This window comes from Asticcacaulis sp. AC466 (assembly GCF_000495815.1).
Taxonomy (GTDB): domain Bacteria; phylum Pseudomonadota; class Alphaproteobacteria; order Caulobacterales; family Caulobacteraceae; genus Asticcacaulis.
Genome location: NZ_AWGE01000005.1, coordinates 75,148 through 90,672, shown reverse-complemented (window position 1 = coordinate 90,672; position 15,525 = coordinate 75,148). Strand labels below are relative to the sequence as shown.

Annotated in this window: 9 protein-coding genes; 2 read left to right on the top strand and 7 right to left on the bottom strand. The window is 57.8% G+C overall.

Going from position 1 to position 15,525, the window contains the following annotated elements; genetic code table 11:
- Positions 1-9: 9 nt before the first annotated feature.
- The 7 genes from AEAC466_RS27730 to AEAC466_RS27700 all read right to left on the bottom strand — a co-directional run bounded on the left by AEAC466_RS27730 (position 10) and on the right by AEAC466_RS27700 (position 11,207).
- Positions 10-1,020, bottom strand: a complete 1,011-nt coding sequence (locus AEAC466_RS27730) for an aldose epimerase family protein (RefSeq protein WP_023457023.1) — start codon at positions 1,018-1,020, stop codon at positions 10-12.
- On the bottom strand, positions 1,017-1,754 hold the full coding sequence (locus AEAC466_RS27725) for an SDR family NAD(P)-dependent oxidoreductase (protein ID WP_031238272.1): 738 nt from the start codon (positions 1,752-1,754) through the stop codon (positions 1,017-1,019). Before AEAC466_RS27725 ends, AEAC466_RS27730 begins: the two co-directional genes overlap by 4 nt.
- Positions 1,755-1,759: 5 nt before the next feature.
- Positions 1,760-2,929 carry a galactonate dehydratase gene (gene dgoD, locus AEAC466_RS27720; RefSeq protein WP_031238271.1) on the bottom strand — a complete coding sequence of 390 codons (1,170 nt, stop codon included), beginning with the start codon at positions 2,927-2,929 and terminating at the stop codon, positions 1,760-1,762.
- Between the two features lie 494 nt (positions 2,930-3,423).
- Complete coding sequence (locus AEAC466_RS27715) at positions 3,424-5,595, bottom strand: penicillin acylase family protein (RefSeq protein WP_023457020.1); 2,172 nt, start codon at positions 5,593-5,595, stop codon at positions 3,424-3,426.
- A gap of 10 nt (positions 5,596-5,605) precedes the next feature.
- A complete protein-coding gene (locus AEAC466_RS27710; protein WP_023457019.1) occupies positions 5,606-6,967 on the bottom strand; it encodes a M24 family metallopeptidase in 1,362 nt (453 codons plus the stop codon).
- Positions 6,968-7,347: 380 nt separating this feature from the next.
- Positions 7,348-8,067 (bottom strand): FadR/GntR family transcriptional regulator, encoded by a 720-nt coding sequence (locus AEAC466_RS27705; protein WP_035429252.1) that lies wholly within the window; start codon positions 8,065-8,067, stop codon positions 7,348-7,350.
- Between the two features lie 203 nt (positions 8,068-8,270).
- Positions 8,271-11,207, bottom strand: coding sequence for a TonB-dependent receptor (locus tag AEAC466_RS27700; protein ID WP_023457017.1), 2,937 nt, complete (start codon positions 11,205-11,207; stop codon positions 8,271-8,273).
- A 535-nt stretch (positions 11,208-11,742) separates the two neighbouring features.
- Between AEAC466_RS27700 and AEAC466_RS27690 the strand changes: the two genes are divergently transcribed.
- Together AEAC466_RS27690 and AEAC466_RS27685 are read left to right on the top strand one after the other, a co-directional pair.
- Positions 11,743-13,377 carry an alpha-L-fucosidase gene (locus AEAC466_RS27690; RefSeq protein ID WP_081714565.1) on the top strand — a complete coding sequence of 545 codons (1,635 nt, stop codon included), beginning with the start codon at positions 11,743-11,745 and terminating at the stop codon, positions 13,375-13,377.
- 298 nt (positions 13,378-13,675) lie between these two features.
- Entirely contained in the window at positions 13,676-15,514 is a 1,839-nt protein-coding gene (locus AEAC466_RS27685; protein WP_023457014.1) for a glycoside hydrolase family 35 protein, read from the top strand.
- The last annotated feature ends 11 nt before the right edge of the window (positions 15,515-15,525 follow it).

The following is a 15,525-nucleotide window of genomic DNA, read 5'->3' as shown; positions in this document are numbered from 1 at the left end:
CCGTCAAGCCTAAGCGCGATGTTGAAATCTATATTGGCTGGTGCGGTGATAGATTTGGCCGGGTGCGAGCCAGGAGCTCGGAAATGCCGGCTGGTTTACCGCATCGATAAAGCCTTGTGGTTCGAGCGCGATCGCCCCGTGCGCAGCGACATCGCGCGGCAGTCCCGTATAGGCTTGCAGACAGGGCTGGTCGGTGTGAAGTGCCAGTTCGAGATCCGTTTTCGGCCCGTACAGGGTGGCGGCGGGCGCGCCGCCCCCTTTCAAAACCCAGCTCTGGTTCAGGCCGATATGTGTCAATTGCGGGTGCTGCTGCGCCAGCACAGCCGATAGGGCTGTCGGTTGACGAAGATCAAAGAGCGTGTCCCCGACCGGCAACCGCAAGCCGGTCGCCAGACACGCGTCATCGACCTCAAGAACCTCATCACCCCCGATACCCAGAAGGTGGTTCGAAATGTCGCCACCCTTGGCCTGGTCGAGATTAAAATAGAGATGATGGGTCAAATCGATGGGACATGGCGCATCGACCACGGCCCTGTAGTCGATCTGCAAGGTCATTGGCGATGGCAGAGATAAGGTCACCTCGACAGCCAGGTTGCCCGGATACCCCTCTTCCCCCGCCGGCGACACGTATCGCAATACCACGGGTGCCTCTTCTGAAGACCGGGCGTCTGCCTGCCAGATTCGGCGGCTAAGACCACACGCGCCACCATGCAGATGGTTCGGCCCTTCGTTGGGCGTGACCTGCCACACCCGGCCCTCTTGCCTGAAGGCAGCATTTCGCAGGCGGTTCACCGTCCGTCCGACGATGCAGGCCTGGTAGGTCTTGTCAGACTCGTAATCCGCCAGGTCTTCAAAGCCGATTAGGGTCTCGACGGCCCCCATGGGCGAAGGGGTTTTAAGGCTGCGTATCGTCGCACCATAGGTCATGACGTCCAGATGCAATCCGCCGGGCGCCGCCAAGGTCAGACTGTGGACTGCCTGACCATCGGCCAGACGCCCGAAAAGGACAGAGGGTGTCACAGCTTCGCCAATCGACCGCCGTCTACATTCAGGCTGGCCCCGGTGATAAAGGCCGCCTCGTCGCTCGCCAGAAAGGCGGCGGCATGAGCAATATCGTGAGGGTTGCCGACATCGCCCTCCTCCAACACTTCCGCGCCGGATTTGAGATTTGGACTCGCCCACAACATAGGCGTATCGATGGCCCCCGGTAGTATGGCATTGACGCGGAGGCCCAGCGATGCGCCTTCAATGGAACTGGATCGCGTCAAAGACGCAAGCGCCGCCTTCGCTGCCGCATAGGGCGCCACGAGCGGCGAGGTCTGGACGGCGTGGATGCTCGACACATTCACAATAGCCCCACCCGGCGACATCAGGCGGAACGCCTCGCGCGTGAAAAGGGCGGCACCCACCAGGTTTACACCCAATAGCTCATGCCAATCCGCCGCTGTCAGTTCCGCGATCGACTTATAGATCATCATGCCGGCGACATTGATCAGGACGTCAAGACGCCCGGTCTGGTCAACGGCCAGTTTGCATGCCGCCACCACATCGTCCTCCACCGCAACATCGCAGCGCGTGAAAACGACTTTGGGCGCCCCCAGGGTGCGCAATTCCTCAGCGATGGTCTCCGCGCCCTCACCCAGCCTGTCGACCAGAATTAGGCTGGCGCCTTCGGCCGATAAACGCTGCGCGCACGCCAGTCCGATGCCGCCAAGCGCACCCGTCACAATGGCCGTCTTATCTGCAAATCGCATAATCTTCACCATTCCCGCACATAGCCATCGGGGCCTCGCCAGGCAGGATTGCGCCAGGGCGGACAGTCTCGGCTAAGCTCACGGACCTTCTCTTCATCAACAACAACGCCAAGCCCTGGGCCCGAAATCGCTTCGACCATACCGTCCTTGATATCGAAAATCTCAGGATTTTTCAGATACGCCAAAAGGTCGTGGCCATCGGTATTGTAGTGAATACCAAGCGACATTTCCTGGATGGCGAAATTGGGCGTCGCCAGGCCAATTTGCATGCAGGCCGCCAACGCGATTGGCCCCAGCGGGCAGTGAGGGGCCAGAGCCACATCATAGGCCTCAGCCATGGCGGCCATGCGCCTGACCTCGGAAATACCTCCGGCATGGCTGACATCGGGTTGAAGAATATCGATGCTTGCCGCTTCCAAAAAGGGTTTGATATCCCAGCGCGAATAGAGCCGTTCGCCCATGGCGATGGGGATACGCGTCAGGGCCGACAATTGCCGAATCGCCTCCGGATGCTCGCTCAACAGCGGCTCTTCGATGAACAGGGGGCGCAGGGGCTCCAGGATCATCGCCAATTGCTTGGCCATGGGCTTATGGAGCCGTCCGTGGAAATCCAGACCCGCGTCCAGACCCAAGGACTGGACGTCAGCGAGTCGTTTCGCAACCCCGTCAAGAGAGCGCGGACTGTCGAGCCACGCGGCATCTTCGGTTGCATTCATCTTGACCGATTTAAATCCCTGCTCCATGCGCACGCGTGCCGCATCAAGGACGTCTGACGGACGGTCACCACCGACCCAGGCGTAGACCGCGACCCGGTCGCGCACCTGCCCACCAAGGAGCTGATGCACGGGCACGCCCAGCCGCTTTCCCTTTATATCCCAAAGGGCCTGATCCAGGCCCGACAGGGCCGACATCAACACCGGACCCCCGCGATAAAAGCCGAGACGGTAGGCCGTCTGCCACACATCCTCAATACGGTCGGCATCGAAGCCCAGAAAGCGGTCCTGCAAGGCCGCATAGGCCCCGACGACGGCCTCGGTATGCCCCTCCAGGCTGGCCTCTCCCCATCCGACGAGACCGTCATCCGTTTCAACCCGCACAAACATCCAGCGCGGGGGCACCGGAAAGGTTTCGATCCGGAAGATTTTTGTCCGGTGTGTGGCCTGTAATCGCTCCATGTCAGCCTCCGCCGCAACAGCACTTCGCTTATAGTTCAGCATAAAAAACTCGCATTTTATTCCACCCGTTGTTCACGGTCCGGCCCATCAACAAATATTATGCGGCGGGTCAAACGTCAATATATGTATTATAAATGAAGCCTTGCGTTCATAAGGCCACGGCAATTTTTAAAATCCGAAACGATATAGTAAAATTTAAAAAAGTAACTGAAAATAAATATGAAATCGCACTAATGACAAAAAATCACGGTTCAATTTCAAATATATAAATCATAAATATATTAATCCACAAGACACTTACAGCATTAAGAGCTCCTATAAATTATAGGATTTCACCTTCTGGAAACTATGAACCGCAAATTTATATAATTTCAGACGCTCGCTCGGTAAATAATTTAAAATATATACTATATTACATTGTCCGCTTTTTCCGCCCAATACGCCCCGCACCGACATTATTTATATTATTTATGGCCACAACTAGCCTACTTCGCCTATGGCGAATAGACTTTCTCCACATGCCCTTTAAGCTCATCCGCATAAAAATAGATCGGACGCAGGTTACCCGCCACATACCGCTCAACCTGATCGGAGAAATGAACAGAGTCGGGATGCCCGCTTTCACCGCCGATGCTGATCGCGTAGGCGCGGATATGGGGCCCAAATTCCACGACTGCGACAAAGCTATTCCCCGACGTGCCGTAGTAACGGCGGGTACCGGGATAAGCCTTGGCGCCGAAGGAGGCGAGCGCCCCCCACTGGTTAGAGGTAAACGGCACCGGATAGCTCGGCTTGGTATCATCAAAAGTTTGTTCGATCTCACCGTCATTGCGCTGGAAGCGGTTGATATCGCCCCAAGCGACACGCCACGTGCCAAAATCCGTTTCCAGCTTGGCAACAGCGTCCGATAGGGCGTCCAGCCGGTCTTCGGGTGAACTGCGCTGCTCCATGTAATCCCAAACGCTGATGCGGGACGTAGCCGCCGGCGCGGCTGCCCGGCGCCATAGCGCCTCGCCCCAAAAAACAGCCAGGGAGGTGGCCTGCGAGCCGCTACTCCACCGCCGTTCCCAATCGGAGAGCAACTTTATGGGCGCCGCCAGCCGGGCACGGCGCGGGTCGGTCGTCGCCAAAGCGTCAAAAGCGCTATCGAGACTGGGCAACAGCCTGTCAAAGGTTGGCAACCACGAATCGTAGGCCATATCCCGTAACCCCTCAAGTGGCACCTTATCCGCGTTTTGAAGCAATTTCACCACATGTAGACCTCGAGGATTTTCGCCCGCCTGGTCCATATATCGCGGATAGTCTTTGGCGCGCGGGCTGTCGCTACCGGCCGCCGTCCACGGCCAGTTATTCGTGTTGAACACGTAGCCACTTTTCGGGCTATAGACATGCGGCAGGGTCTCAATGGCATGAAGGCCTTTCCAGTGCGTCGCCGCGTCGCTCCCGTCAACGGGCCTCGTGTAATCAAAGCGATCGTCTCGGACGGGTACAAACTGAGGGTGTAGGTAGGCGATTTCGCCCTTCCGGTCAGCAAAGATGGTGTCGTTGGACGAGTTGGCTCGAAGTTTGGCGACGTCTAAAAAGCCGTCAAGATCGGTTGCCTTGGTACGCAAAAAGGACTGCTGGAGCGCTTCAAGGGGACGATTCATGAGCCCCACCGCTATCCACTTGCCGTCCATGGCCCCCATAATGGGACCATTCACGGTCTTATAGACGGTAAAGGCGCGATCCGCCTGCTTGCCGGACGCAAGACGGTATTTGATCGTAATCTGGCACCGCTCCATGGGACGCCAGCGCTTTCCATCCAGATACGCCCAGCGCCCACTCGGCAAAGCCTTGACGGTTTCGGCAAACTCATCAATCGCATCAACACCACTTGAGGTGTGCATCCATCCCGCCGATGCATTGAACCCCTGATAGATAAAAAACTGCCCCCAGGTCGCCGCGCCATAGACGTTCAGCCCCTCATCGCTGGTCACCTGCTGTTCCGCGCGGAAGAAGAAGCTTGTATGAGGGTTTATCAGCAAAAGCGCATGACCGTCGCGTGTCCGCGATGGGGCCAGCGCGATACCATTCGATCCGGTAGGCTCATGATAGGCAATGCCGCGCTCCATATCCGATAAGGCCAGTTGCGTTCCCTCGTAGAAGCTTTGCAGCCGGCTCAGCGGAATCTGTTCGATATCGCCGCCAATGCTGCCCTCGGAGAAACTGAGGGCCATCCAGGGCTCGAAATGCGTCAGGACTTTCGGGTGGACCTCCGGATGCTTAGCCAGATAGGTGTTTAGGCCATCGGCCCAGGCCTCCATAAGCGCGCGCAGCCAGGCGGGGCTGCGCTTATATTCAGCCTGTAGCGCCACCGGGTCTATGAACATGCGCTGACGTAGATCGGTCCAGATTCCGGCCTCTCCGTCCACTTCGGCGGTGCGCCCCAGCGCCTGAAGGTAATTTCGCTCGATGCGTCCGAAATCGTCCTCGGCCTGCGCGTACATCATGCCAAAGACAGCATCGGCATCGGTCTTGCCATGGATGTGCGCAATACCCCAGTCATCCCGGGTAATTGTCACATCGCGGGTGGCGGCCTGGCTAACCTCCGGCAGCCAGAGCCAGGTCAAGACCGAGCACAGCAGACCGACGACAAGGTCTTTCGGTTGAATACGCGCGCCCACAGCCCCTCCCCTATGCATTCACCAGCAGATGTCCGGATTTTAGCCAGAACGGCGGCAGGCATCCGGGCGTCGAGCCAAGGGGGAGAATAGCCGGGCTTAAGTCTATGCCGAGAGCCTGGGCCATGAAGGCCCGCCGGGCATCTATACGGCTCATAACCTCGGGATGGCGGGCGCCGATGTCGGCCCGAAGGCCAGCATCTGCCAGAACGACCGGATCTTCACAGTTCAAAGCCCACCCCAACGGCATTGGTGTCGGGATGATATCGACCTGAAAAACCATTCCAGACCTCAGACGGTAATCCCCCGTCGGTCGAATAGGGGTATTGATCCATTCCTCGTGACCACACAGGTGGCCCGGATTAAGCATGGAGGCCAAGCCCCCCTGCGCCAGGGTGTCGCTGACCTTTGAAAATACGTCGCGTCCGGCGACGCCGACATCCACCGCCGCATACCATGCGACCAATCCCTTGAAATAGGCTGAGGCTGTCTTCAGGAACGCATCGTCCCCCTCGCTGATCAAGCCGGCGCGGGCAGACAAGCCGCCCCAATAGCCGACGGCCGTGGTCACCCCATCCCCTCGCGATAGCCGACGCGCCGTGGGACTACGCAACCCAACCACCGGCCCGGACGCGTTGTTCGAAGCCAGCATGACATGGGCGCTGAGCGGCTCACCCGCATAGGCCATGCGTGCGGCGGCCTCTAATTCGCTATCGCCCTCCCTGACATTCGTCACTATTCGCCAAACCGCCGCCGTCGCCCGGGAGGCCGCCCACTCGAAGGCGGCGATCTGGTCGGCGTCTACGGTCGCCCGCAGCCCCCGTTCCGGATGCATCAGGACATCGGTTCGGTCAATAACAGCCGAGGCGTCCCCCGCTATGTGGCGCAAGGCATCGACATAGACGGACGGGAAGAAAAAGCCCGCATCTTCCCCGGCCTCAGTGGCAGGCGGCTTCCACCCGACAAGCCCTATACTGTGTCCGGGCCGGACACCGATGTCTTGCAACACGGCCGTCAGACTTGGCGCTTGGCTTCGGTCCTGGCCCGGCAGGCTCATCGCCTGGCAAAGCTTCACGTCAAAAGTCGAAAGGCGCGTAACGGCTTGCGCGAACGAAACACATTCGTTGCCGGTGATGATCACGCGACAATCATTTGGCCCCAAGATTAGAAGCGCTTCTTCAAACCGCGGTTCGAAATCGCACAGATAGGCAATATTGGAAAAGTGTTCGCGGTCCGCGTAGACCGCGACCCAGTCGCACGCCGCCCGAGCATAGGCATCCCGACACCGAGAATCGTACGTCTCTACCGGAACGGACGGTCTAGCGAGCGGCAGCCCGAAATCAGGAACAGACACGGGAGCAAGTTCAACGGTCATTTTTTACGCCTTGTAGAGACGGGTTTGGTGGAATTGGACGCATGGCACCACGCGGCTTAAGCGGGCCGCCATCGCGACACATATCGAACATAATTGGTCATAGGGCGGCAATCAAATACTAATACTTATATTACATATATATGTGCCGACGTCTCCACGCCTTGTCAATCACAAATGCGACACGGGCGTCAGAGAAGGACCGGATCGGGACGGATAAGATGAAGGCATGACGGTATAATCGGTGCCGGTCTGCGCGTGGCGCGCACCTGAACTGAAGGCACAGTTAAGCACCGCTCGATGCGGGCGTTATCGGCTTAGTGAAAGCGATTTAGCCTGGCCATGGCTCGTATCGGGCGCGCGGCTTTATGAGGCAATGTTACCTAGCGCTGAGGATTTTGATCGGCTTGGACCTTATTCATCAAGTCCAGGGCGCCTTGAATTAGATCCCGCATCCGGGTTTCGGCCTCGGCGCTGTCGCCGGCCAGGATGGCGTCGGCGACGCGTTTGTGGTCGACGACACTGGCAAGGCGCACGCCTTTAAAATCATTGGTTTTTCTGATGCTGAAACGCAAAGCGGTTTCGATCATTTCGCGCATCTGACGGTAGAAGCGATTGCCGCTGGCCTGGAGGACGGCGACATGGAAGTCGATATCCGACGTCAGGGCATCATCTTCGCCCCGCTCCGCCGCGAACATTCGGCCGATGGCGCTATTGATCGCCGCCCGTTGCTCGCCCGTTGCCACCTTGGCCGCCAGGGCCGCAGCACCGGGTTCGACGCTTAACCGAATCTGCGTAAACTCTATCAGCAGGCCCAAAGAAAAATTCCGTTCGAGAAGCCAGCGCAAAACTTCCGGGTCGAGAAGATTCCAGTGGTCTTCTGGTTCGACACGGGTGCCCTGACGCGGGCGCGCCGATAGGAGCCCTTTCGACGTCAGCATCTTGACCGCTTCGCGCGTTACCGTCCGTGCCGCGTTATATCGCTGCGAAAGTTCAACCTCTTTCGGGAAGACCTGGTCGCGGTATTTCCCGGTGACAATCTCCACACCCAGGTCTTGAACAATAGACTGTGTCAGATTTGTTGGGGTCAGCCTTGCTCGCATATGTCGTGCCTATAAATCCTGCAATCTCCAGCATACAGCCGGACCGTGACTCGTAACAGACCTAGCTTATGATAGAAATGCCAAACTCAGAAATTTCGCGAAATCAAGCGGCTTAGATGGCCTTCCCTCAAAAAAAGCGCGGCACCCTTTGGAGGGGCACCGCGCGTACAGTCGTCACTGGGAGGAGAAGTAGATGAACGACATTAGAAGGTCATGCGGACACCAACATTGTAGAAGGCGCCATCCAGGTTGTCGCCCAGAAGCTCCGCATCATAATATCCCTTCTGGATAAGGTGCTCTTTGGTCAGGTTCGTGCCTTCGACAAAGACGTCGACGCGGTCGTTGATCTGGTAGGAAGCGCGCATGTCAAATTGCTCGTACCCCTGGGTGAAGACCGGCCCGCCCGAGCCATCGCCGCTCAGGCTGGACAGGAAGCGATCCCGTTTGTTATAGGCCAGCCGCACCGAGATCGGGCCTTTCTCGTAGAAACCGATCAGGTTATACGAATTACCCAGGCCCGGCAGGGCAAAGGTACGCCCGGCGACTTGTGACGCGCTCGATACCTTGGCGTTGCTGTCAACCAAGGTCGCGTTCGCGGTCACACCAAAGCCGCTCCACCAACCTGGCAAGAAGTCGAACGTGTAGGTCCCCGCCAATTCCACACCTTCGGCGCGAGTATTGGCCAGGTTACGCGGCCGGCGTGTCAGGAAGCTGGCGGTCGTTGCCGTAAAGGCCGGGTCGGCGAGGTGGGTATTGCCATTAATGACGCTCGTCGTATCCAGGCGCTGGGCATTGGTGATGGTGAAGGCTTCCAACGCGACGCCGTAATCGATAAAGTCGGTGACATCCTTGCTGAAGAGTGCCACGGCCATATTGAAGTTTTTCTTCGGGTACCATTCAAGCGACAAATCCAGATTCTTGGACAGGTATGGCTTCAGCGCCGGATTGCCACCGCTGGCGAGCATGTTTCCCTGACGGGCATCGTCGATCGAGGTGTTCGGACGCATGTCGCTGGGGCTTGGGCGCGTGAGGGTTTCCGAAGCGCCGAAACGGGCCAGCAGATGCGACGTTATGTTGAGTTTGAAATTGAGGCTCGGCAGGAATTTGCTGTAATTGGCCTCAACCGTGCGCTCAACGGGCGTAGCACTGGCGTAGACAGGTGTCTGGTTGCCTAATGATATCCAATTGATATCGACAAGCTGCCGATCCGATCCCGCCGCGCGCACCTTCGTGCTGATATAGCGACCACCCACATTGAGGGACCAGGGCATATCCGCTGCCTCACCGGCAAAGTTGGCCTCGATATAGGCTGAAGAGGTATTCTCCTCGACCCAGTAGGAACTGGGCTGACGCTTAAGCGTGTAGCCACCGTTCGCCTGAAGCTGAGCCGCCACCGAGCCCGGCGCGCGACCGTAGTAGGTGTCCAGCTGCGCCAAGGCTTCCGGCGAACCCAGATAGTCCAGCAACTTCAAACCATCGAAGGAGAAGAATTTCAAAGGCGCATTGGCGCCAAGGCCACCGCCGAGGAAATCGCTGCCTAGGTCGAGAGGGGTGAGGAAACGTCCCGGCAAGACAACCGGATAGCCACAATAGGTACAATAGGCGTCACCGATGCCGTAGGACTCGTTGTCCTTGCGCGTATTGTTGAACGCCACGCCAAACAGGACGGAACTGAACACACCGCGGTCAACGACGTAGGTTGCATCAAGCCGCCCTTCGTCAACTGAGGTCGAGGTGTTGCTGCCGCCGCGCGTGGCGTAGTGCGCACGGGCATTGCTTGGGTCCGAGATGCTGGCGCCCAGAACCTCAAGTTGCGGCAGGCTGCCGTCCGCCGGCTGCTTCCAGCTAACATTGGTCGGGATGCCGACGACAACATAGTAGGAGCCGGACCCGCCCGTGTTGCTCGCCTTGGAGGTCGATAGATCACCAACAACAGTCAACTTGTCGTTGGGTCGCCAATCCAGGTTTACACCAAAGGCCGTTGTGTCGGATTTACGGGGGTAGGCCTGCATGACCATGTCCCACTGGCCGTTCTCGGTCTGCTCGACCACATCACGATTAGCGTCAATAGCGGCTGTGCGAACCTGGTCTTCAAGGAAGAAGAAGGCGCCCGTGGCAACCGTCCGCTTGATGTTGTAGCGGCTGAAAAGGGCATCTGCGGTGAAGGTGAGATCCTCACTGGGGCGGTACTGATAGGTGGCCGTAAAACCCGTCCGCTCTTGGCGCTGTTCACTCAGATTGAGGTTATAGTTGCGGGGAAAGCGAACATTGGTGAATAGGCGAACGTTCGGATCGAGGTTGGGACCATAACCGTTGGTTTGCCCCGCCTGGGTTCCGATCGAGTCATTGGGAACATATCCGCTGACATTGAACGAATCTTCGCGTGCGTCGCGCAACTGGTAGGAGGCGGACACCATCAAGCCCATCTTGCCGTCATCAAAGGTGGTGCTGTAGAGCGCAAAGGCGCTGGGCGTCGTCTTGCCGCTGAGGCTTTCGTTGTGCGCCTTAAGACTGACGACACCCTTCGTAACGCCGATATCGAGCGGGCGCGGCGTCTTCAGATTGATGGTTGAACCGATACCGCCTTCAGGGATAGACGCCCGCGAGGTCTTGTAAACATCGGCGCCGCTGATCAATTCGGCGGCTATATTGTCAAAGCCAAAGCCGCGACCACCGCCGTCGTTTGCAATGCTGCGACCGTTCAGGAGGACATTATTAAATTGCGGACCGAAACCGCGGACAGTTACACTCGAGCCCTCGCCCAGGCTGCGGTCGATGGACACGCCCGGGATACGCTGCAAGGATTCCGCTACGTTACCGTCCGGAAACTTGCCCAAATCTTCAGATGTAATAGAATCAAGACTGACCACGGCCTGGCGCTTGTTACGGGCGGCAGCGGAGAGACTTCCGCGAATACCTGTAACGACGACCTCTACCGGTTGATCGTCTCCGGCCGGCGCCTGCGACTGTGCCTGTGCCTGTGCCTGCGCCTGCGCCTGTGCCTGTGCCTGTGCCTGCGCCTGCGCCTGCGCCTGCGCCTGCGCCTGCGCCTGCGCGCTGGCAATGCCTGGAAAAACCACCGATGACAACGCACCGGCAACCGCCAGGATGCTCGTCCCCTTTAGAAATTTATTCCGCATATCTCTCCCTCTCTCTGATTTACAATTATTGGTTTGAAGTTGACAAAGCGGCGCCAGACCTCGAACACCCGCCGTACATATGTAATATATATATCATCTTTTGGTGTCAAGTTCGACACGATCGGAATTTAAGGGTTTCGAAGAGCTCGGTTGCCACAATATCGATTTTCATCTGAATACCCTGCTGCGACGCAGGCGACGCACATCGCGAACCGGTACTGGCGCGCATTGCGAGATTGCGCGTATCAGGCCTTGGATTCAGGTGGTAATCGCCCAGGGTTCAGGGGAGCTGTCGCCGGCGCCTGGCCTTCCAACACTTTGATATAGAGGTCAAATAAGATACTGCTGCGTGACGCGAAACCGCGTGCTTAACCGTCTGAGTCTGACAGAGACGGCTTGTAAAATTCACCTACAATCATAATTGCCATATATGGAATGAGCGTCTACAAATGTCCGACTAATACTGATGGCGGCGTTTGGCGCTAAATGCGCCTTGGCAGTTCTCAAAAAATTGACCAAATATGGCAGGGACGTGATGATCACCAGACGGAATTTTGCAGCCGTTGCAGCCGGCGTCGGCGGGGCACTGCTCTCCAGCGGACCTACAGAGGCCGCCGAGTCCTTTTCAGCCATCGCTGCCGGGCCGTTTCAGCCGACCTGGGAGTCACTGAAGGCCCGATATCAGGCGCCAGACTGGTTCAGGGACGCAAAATTCGGTCTATGGGCGCATTGGTCGGCGCAATGCGTGCCGGAGGCGGGGGATTGGTACGCCCGCAACATGTACATGCAAGGTGACCGGCAATATAAGCACCATCAAGCGACCTACGGTCATCCGGCCGATACAGGGTTCATGGAGATCGAGAACCTCTGGAAAGCTGAGAACTGGAACCCAGAGGACTTACTCGACCTCTATAAATCGGCTGGCGCCCGTTACTTCGTCGCGCTGGCCAACCACCACGACAATTTCGATACCTACGCCTCGAAGTTCCACGATTGGAATTCACTAAAGGTTGGTCCGAAAAAAGATATCATCGGCATCTGGGCAAAAGCCGCGCGAGCACGTGGTTTAAAGTTTGGCGTATCCAACCATTCCGCGCATGCCTGGCATTGGTTCCAGACCGCTTACGGCTATGACCCGGAAGGACCGCGCGCCGGCGAACGATACGACGCCTGGAAACTGACCAAGTACGACGGTCGCGGCACCTGGTGGGAGGGGCTCGACCCGCAGGAGTTATATGCCGGCGCAGTGATGCCCATGCCTGACGGCATAAAATCGACCGCCGAGGCGGTGGCCTGGCACGAAGCCCACGATCGCGTGTGGACCGAAGACCCGCCCCTGGCAAACCCAGCATTCGTCCGCCAATGGTATCTACGCTGCAAGGATCTCATCGATTCTTACAAACCCGACCTGCTTTACTTCGATAATTTTGACCTGCCGCTAGGACAGGCGGGGTTGGATATCGCGGCCCACTACTACAATGCATCCTTGGCCTGGCACGGCAAGTTAGACGTTGTCATCAATACAAAAAATCTGCCTGAAGACCGTCGCGCCGCGGTAATCGAAGACGTCGAGCGCGGGTTCCGGGCGGACATTGAGCCTCACCCATGGCAGACGGATACCTGTATCGGCGATTGGCACTACAACCGCGACAGATTTGAAAACAAGTCGTACATGAATGCGCAGGCGGTGATCCACCGACTGTGCGATGTCGTCGCCAAAAACGGAAACCTGCTTTTAAGCATCCCCGTTCGCGGCGACGGCACAATCGACGCGGAAGAACGGCGTATTGTCGAAGACATTGCCTCCTGGACTAGTCGCTTCGGGGAAGCCATCTTCGGGACTCGACCCTGGCGAATTGCCGGGGAAGGCCCCACTCAGGTCGCGTCAGGTCAGTTTGGTGAGGGAAACGCCAAACCCTTCACCGCCGACGATATTCGCTTCACCACGCGCAAAGACGCGCTTTACGCCATGACGCTCGGCAAACCCACAGATCCAGACCTCAGCATCATGACCCTTGCCAAGGCGAAAGTTGAGCGTGTTGAGGTTGTCGGCAGCAACGCCCCACTGAAATTCAGGCAAGACCAGCGCGGCCTGCATGTCACTGTGCCTGAAAACGCAAGCCATGCCTTCGGCATAGCCCTGAAAATTCGCGGGCGCGGGATAACCTAAGGGCCAGTCCTTATGCCCAAAATTTGTCCATCACCCTTGTACTATTTGGATAATTTGGCGGCCAATTTCAGACCGGACGAATAGTTCAGCGCGGAAGAAAACATACATATATTCAATATGTAATTGTTTTCTTCCGCGCTGAAGCGTTTGACGCTGGACATATCTACACGGCAGACGCGCTTCTACAGGCATCGTTTTTATATTGCCTGCCGCTTAATTGTCTTACAATATGCTCTGGAAAGCCGCACGCCGTCCTCGTGATCGCCGGGCAGCGCCTACCCTATTATGGAATATATAAATGGACAGCCGACGCTCGTTTTTGAAATCTTCAGCCACTCTTATCACCGCCGGCATCCTGACGCCCTTGGCACCGGCCCTTGCCGCCACGGCGCGGTTCGAAGCGGACGAGTCCCAGTTCCTGCTCGATGGCAAACCATTTCAGATCCTGGCGGGAGAAATGCACTACCCCCGGATTCCACGCGCGTGCTGGCGCGACCGGATGCGGAAGCTGAAGGCCATGGGGCTCAATACCCTGACGACCTATGTCTTCTGGAATGCGCACGAACCGACCCCTGGTCATTATAATTTTTCAGATAATCTCGACATCGCCGCCTATATCCGCATGGCGCAGGAAGAAGGCTTGTGGGTCAATCTGCGCCCTGGTCCCTATGTCTGCGCCGAATGGGATGGCGGCGGTTTCCCCGCGTGGCTGCTCCCGACGCCCGATATTCAGCCGCGCTCCACCGACCCCCGCTATTTCAAACCCGTCCAGACCTGGCTGAAGCGGCTTGGCCAGGAACTCACCCCTCTATTGATCGACAAGGGCGGTCCCATCATCCTGACGCAGGTCGAAAATGAGTATGGCGCCTTCGGCAAGGACCAAAACTATCTGGCCCAGCAGATGAAGGCACTCCGCGCGGCAGGCTTTACCGGTATGCTCTATACGGCCGATCCCGCGGAATATTTTGCCAATGGCTCAATCCCTGGCCTGGTGGGCGGCATCAATTTCGGCACCATGGCCAAGGCGGAAAAAGAATTCGCCGATCGCGCCAAGGTCCGGCCGACCGGCCCCTATTTCTGTTCGGAGCTGTGGGGCGGGTGGTTTGACTCCTTCGGCCGTATCCATGAAACCATGCCCACTCAGCCCCTGATCGACAGCCTGAAATGGATGCTGGAACATAAGTACTCTATCAGCTTCTACATGCTGCATGGGGGCACGTCATTTGGGTTTACGGCCGGCGCCAATTGGAACAAGGACGGATATCAGCCGCAGATTTCCAGTTATGATTATGACGCGCTTCTGGACGAGGCGGGCCGGCCGACACCCAAATATCTGGCGGTCCAGGCCCTGTTCAAAGCCTATCTGCCTGCCGACACGTTCGCGCCTATGCCGGAGCCCGAGAAGGCCATCAGCCTGCCCCGGTTCCGCCTGACGCAGAGCGCCGCTCTGGATCAGCTTTTGCCCGCCCCCGAAACGTCGGAGTCACCGAAGACGCTGGAGGCCCTCGGACAAAACAACGGCATGGTTCTATATCGCCATACGCCCAAAGCCGCCGCGGAAGGCAAGCTACGCTTTGGCGATGTGCGTGATTACGCCATCGTTGGGGTAAACGGCCGGGCGCTGGGAGCGCTTGACCGCCGCTACGGGGAAACCGGCCTGGAGGTTTCGGTCAAGGCGGGCGATCGGCTCGACATTCTTGTCGATACGATGGGCCATTGCAATTACGGCGCCAATATCGGCAAGGACCAAAAGGGGTTGATTGGCGACGCGAAGCTCGGTGACGCAACGCTCACGGGGTGGGACCATTTTTCTCTGCCGCTCGACAATATCTCGAAGCTGGCCTTTTCGACCGGCCCCAGCACCGGCCCCGCCTTTTATCGCGCTACCTTCAGCCTGGCAGAAACCGGCTACACCTTCCTTGACATGCGCGGTTGGGGTAAGGGCCACGTTTGGATAAACGGCCACAATCTGGGGCGCTATTGGTCGGTCGGGCCGCAGCAGGCTCTGTTCGTGCCCGCAAGCTGGCTCAAGATTGGCGAGAATGAAGTGATTGTTCTCGATCTGCACCCGGGCGCGGACCGCAGCCTGGCTGCCAGCCCCAAGCAGATCTGGGACTTGCCTGGATCAGGCCTTTAGGTGCCTGCCGG

Excerpts from the sequence above, each read along its gene's own strand:
- AEAC466_RS27725 (WP_031238272.1), bottom strand. The coding sequence starts at position 1,754 with ATGCGATTTGCAGATAAGACGGCCATTGTGACGGGTGCGCTTGGCGGC.
- dgoD (WP_031238271.1), bottom strand. The coding sequence starts at position 2,929 with ATGGAGCGATTACAGGCCACACACCGGACAAAAATCTTCCGGATCGAA.
- AEAC466_RS27710 (WP_023457019.1), bottom strand. The coding sequence starts at position 6,967 with ATGACCGTTGAACTTGCTCCCGTGTCTGTTCCTGATTTCGGGCTGCCG.
- AEAC466_RS27705 (WP_035429252.1), bottom strand. The coding sequence starts at position 8,067 with ATGCGAGCAAGGCTGACCCCAACAAATCTGACACAGTCTATTGTTCAA.
- AEAC466_RS27700 (WP_023457017.1), bottom strand. The coding sequence starts at position 11,207 with ATGCGGAATAAATTTCTAAAGGGGACGAGCATCCTGGCGGTTGCCGGT.
- AEAC466_RS27690 (WP_081714565.1), top strand. The coding sequence starts at position 11,743 with ATGATCACCAGACGGAATTTTGCAGCCGTTGCAGCCGGCGTCGGCGGG.
- AEAC466_RS27685 (WP_023457014.1), top strand. The coding sequence starts at position 13,676 with ATGGACAGCCGACGCTCGTTTTTGAAATCTTCAGCCACTCTTATCACC.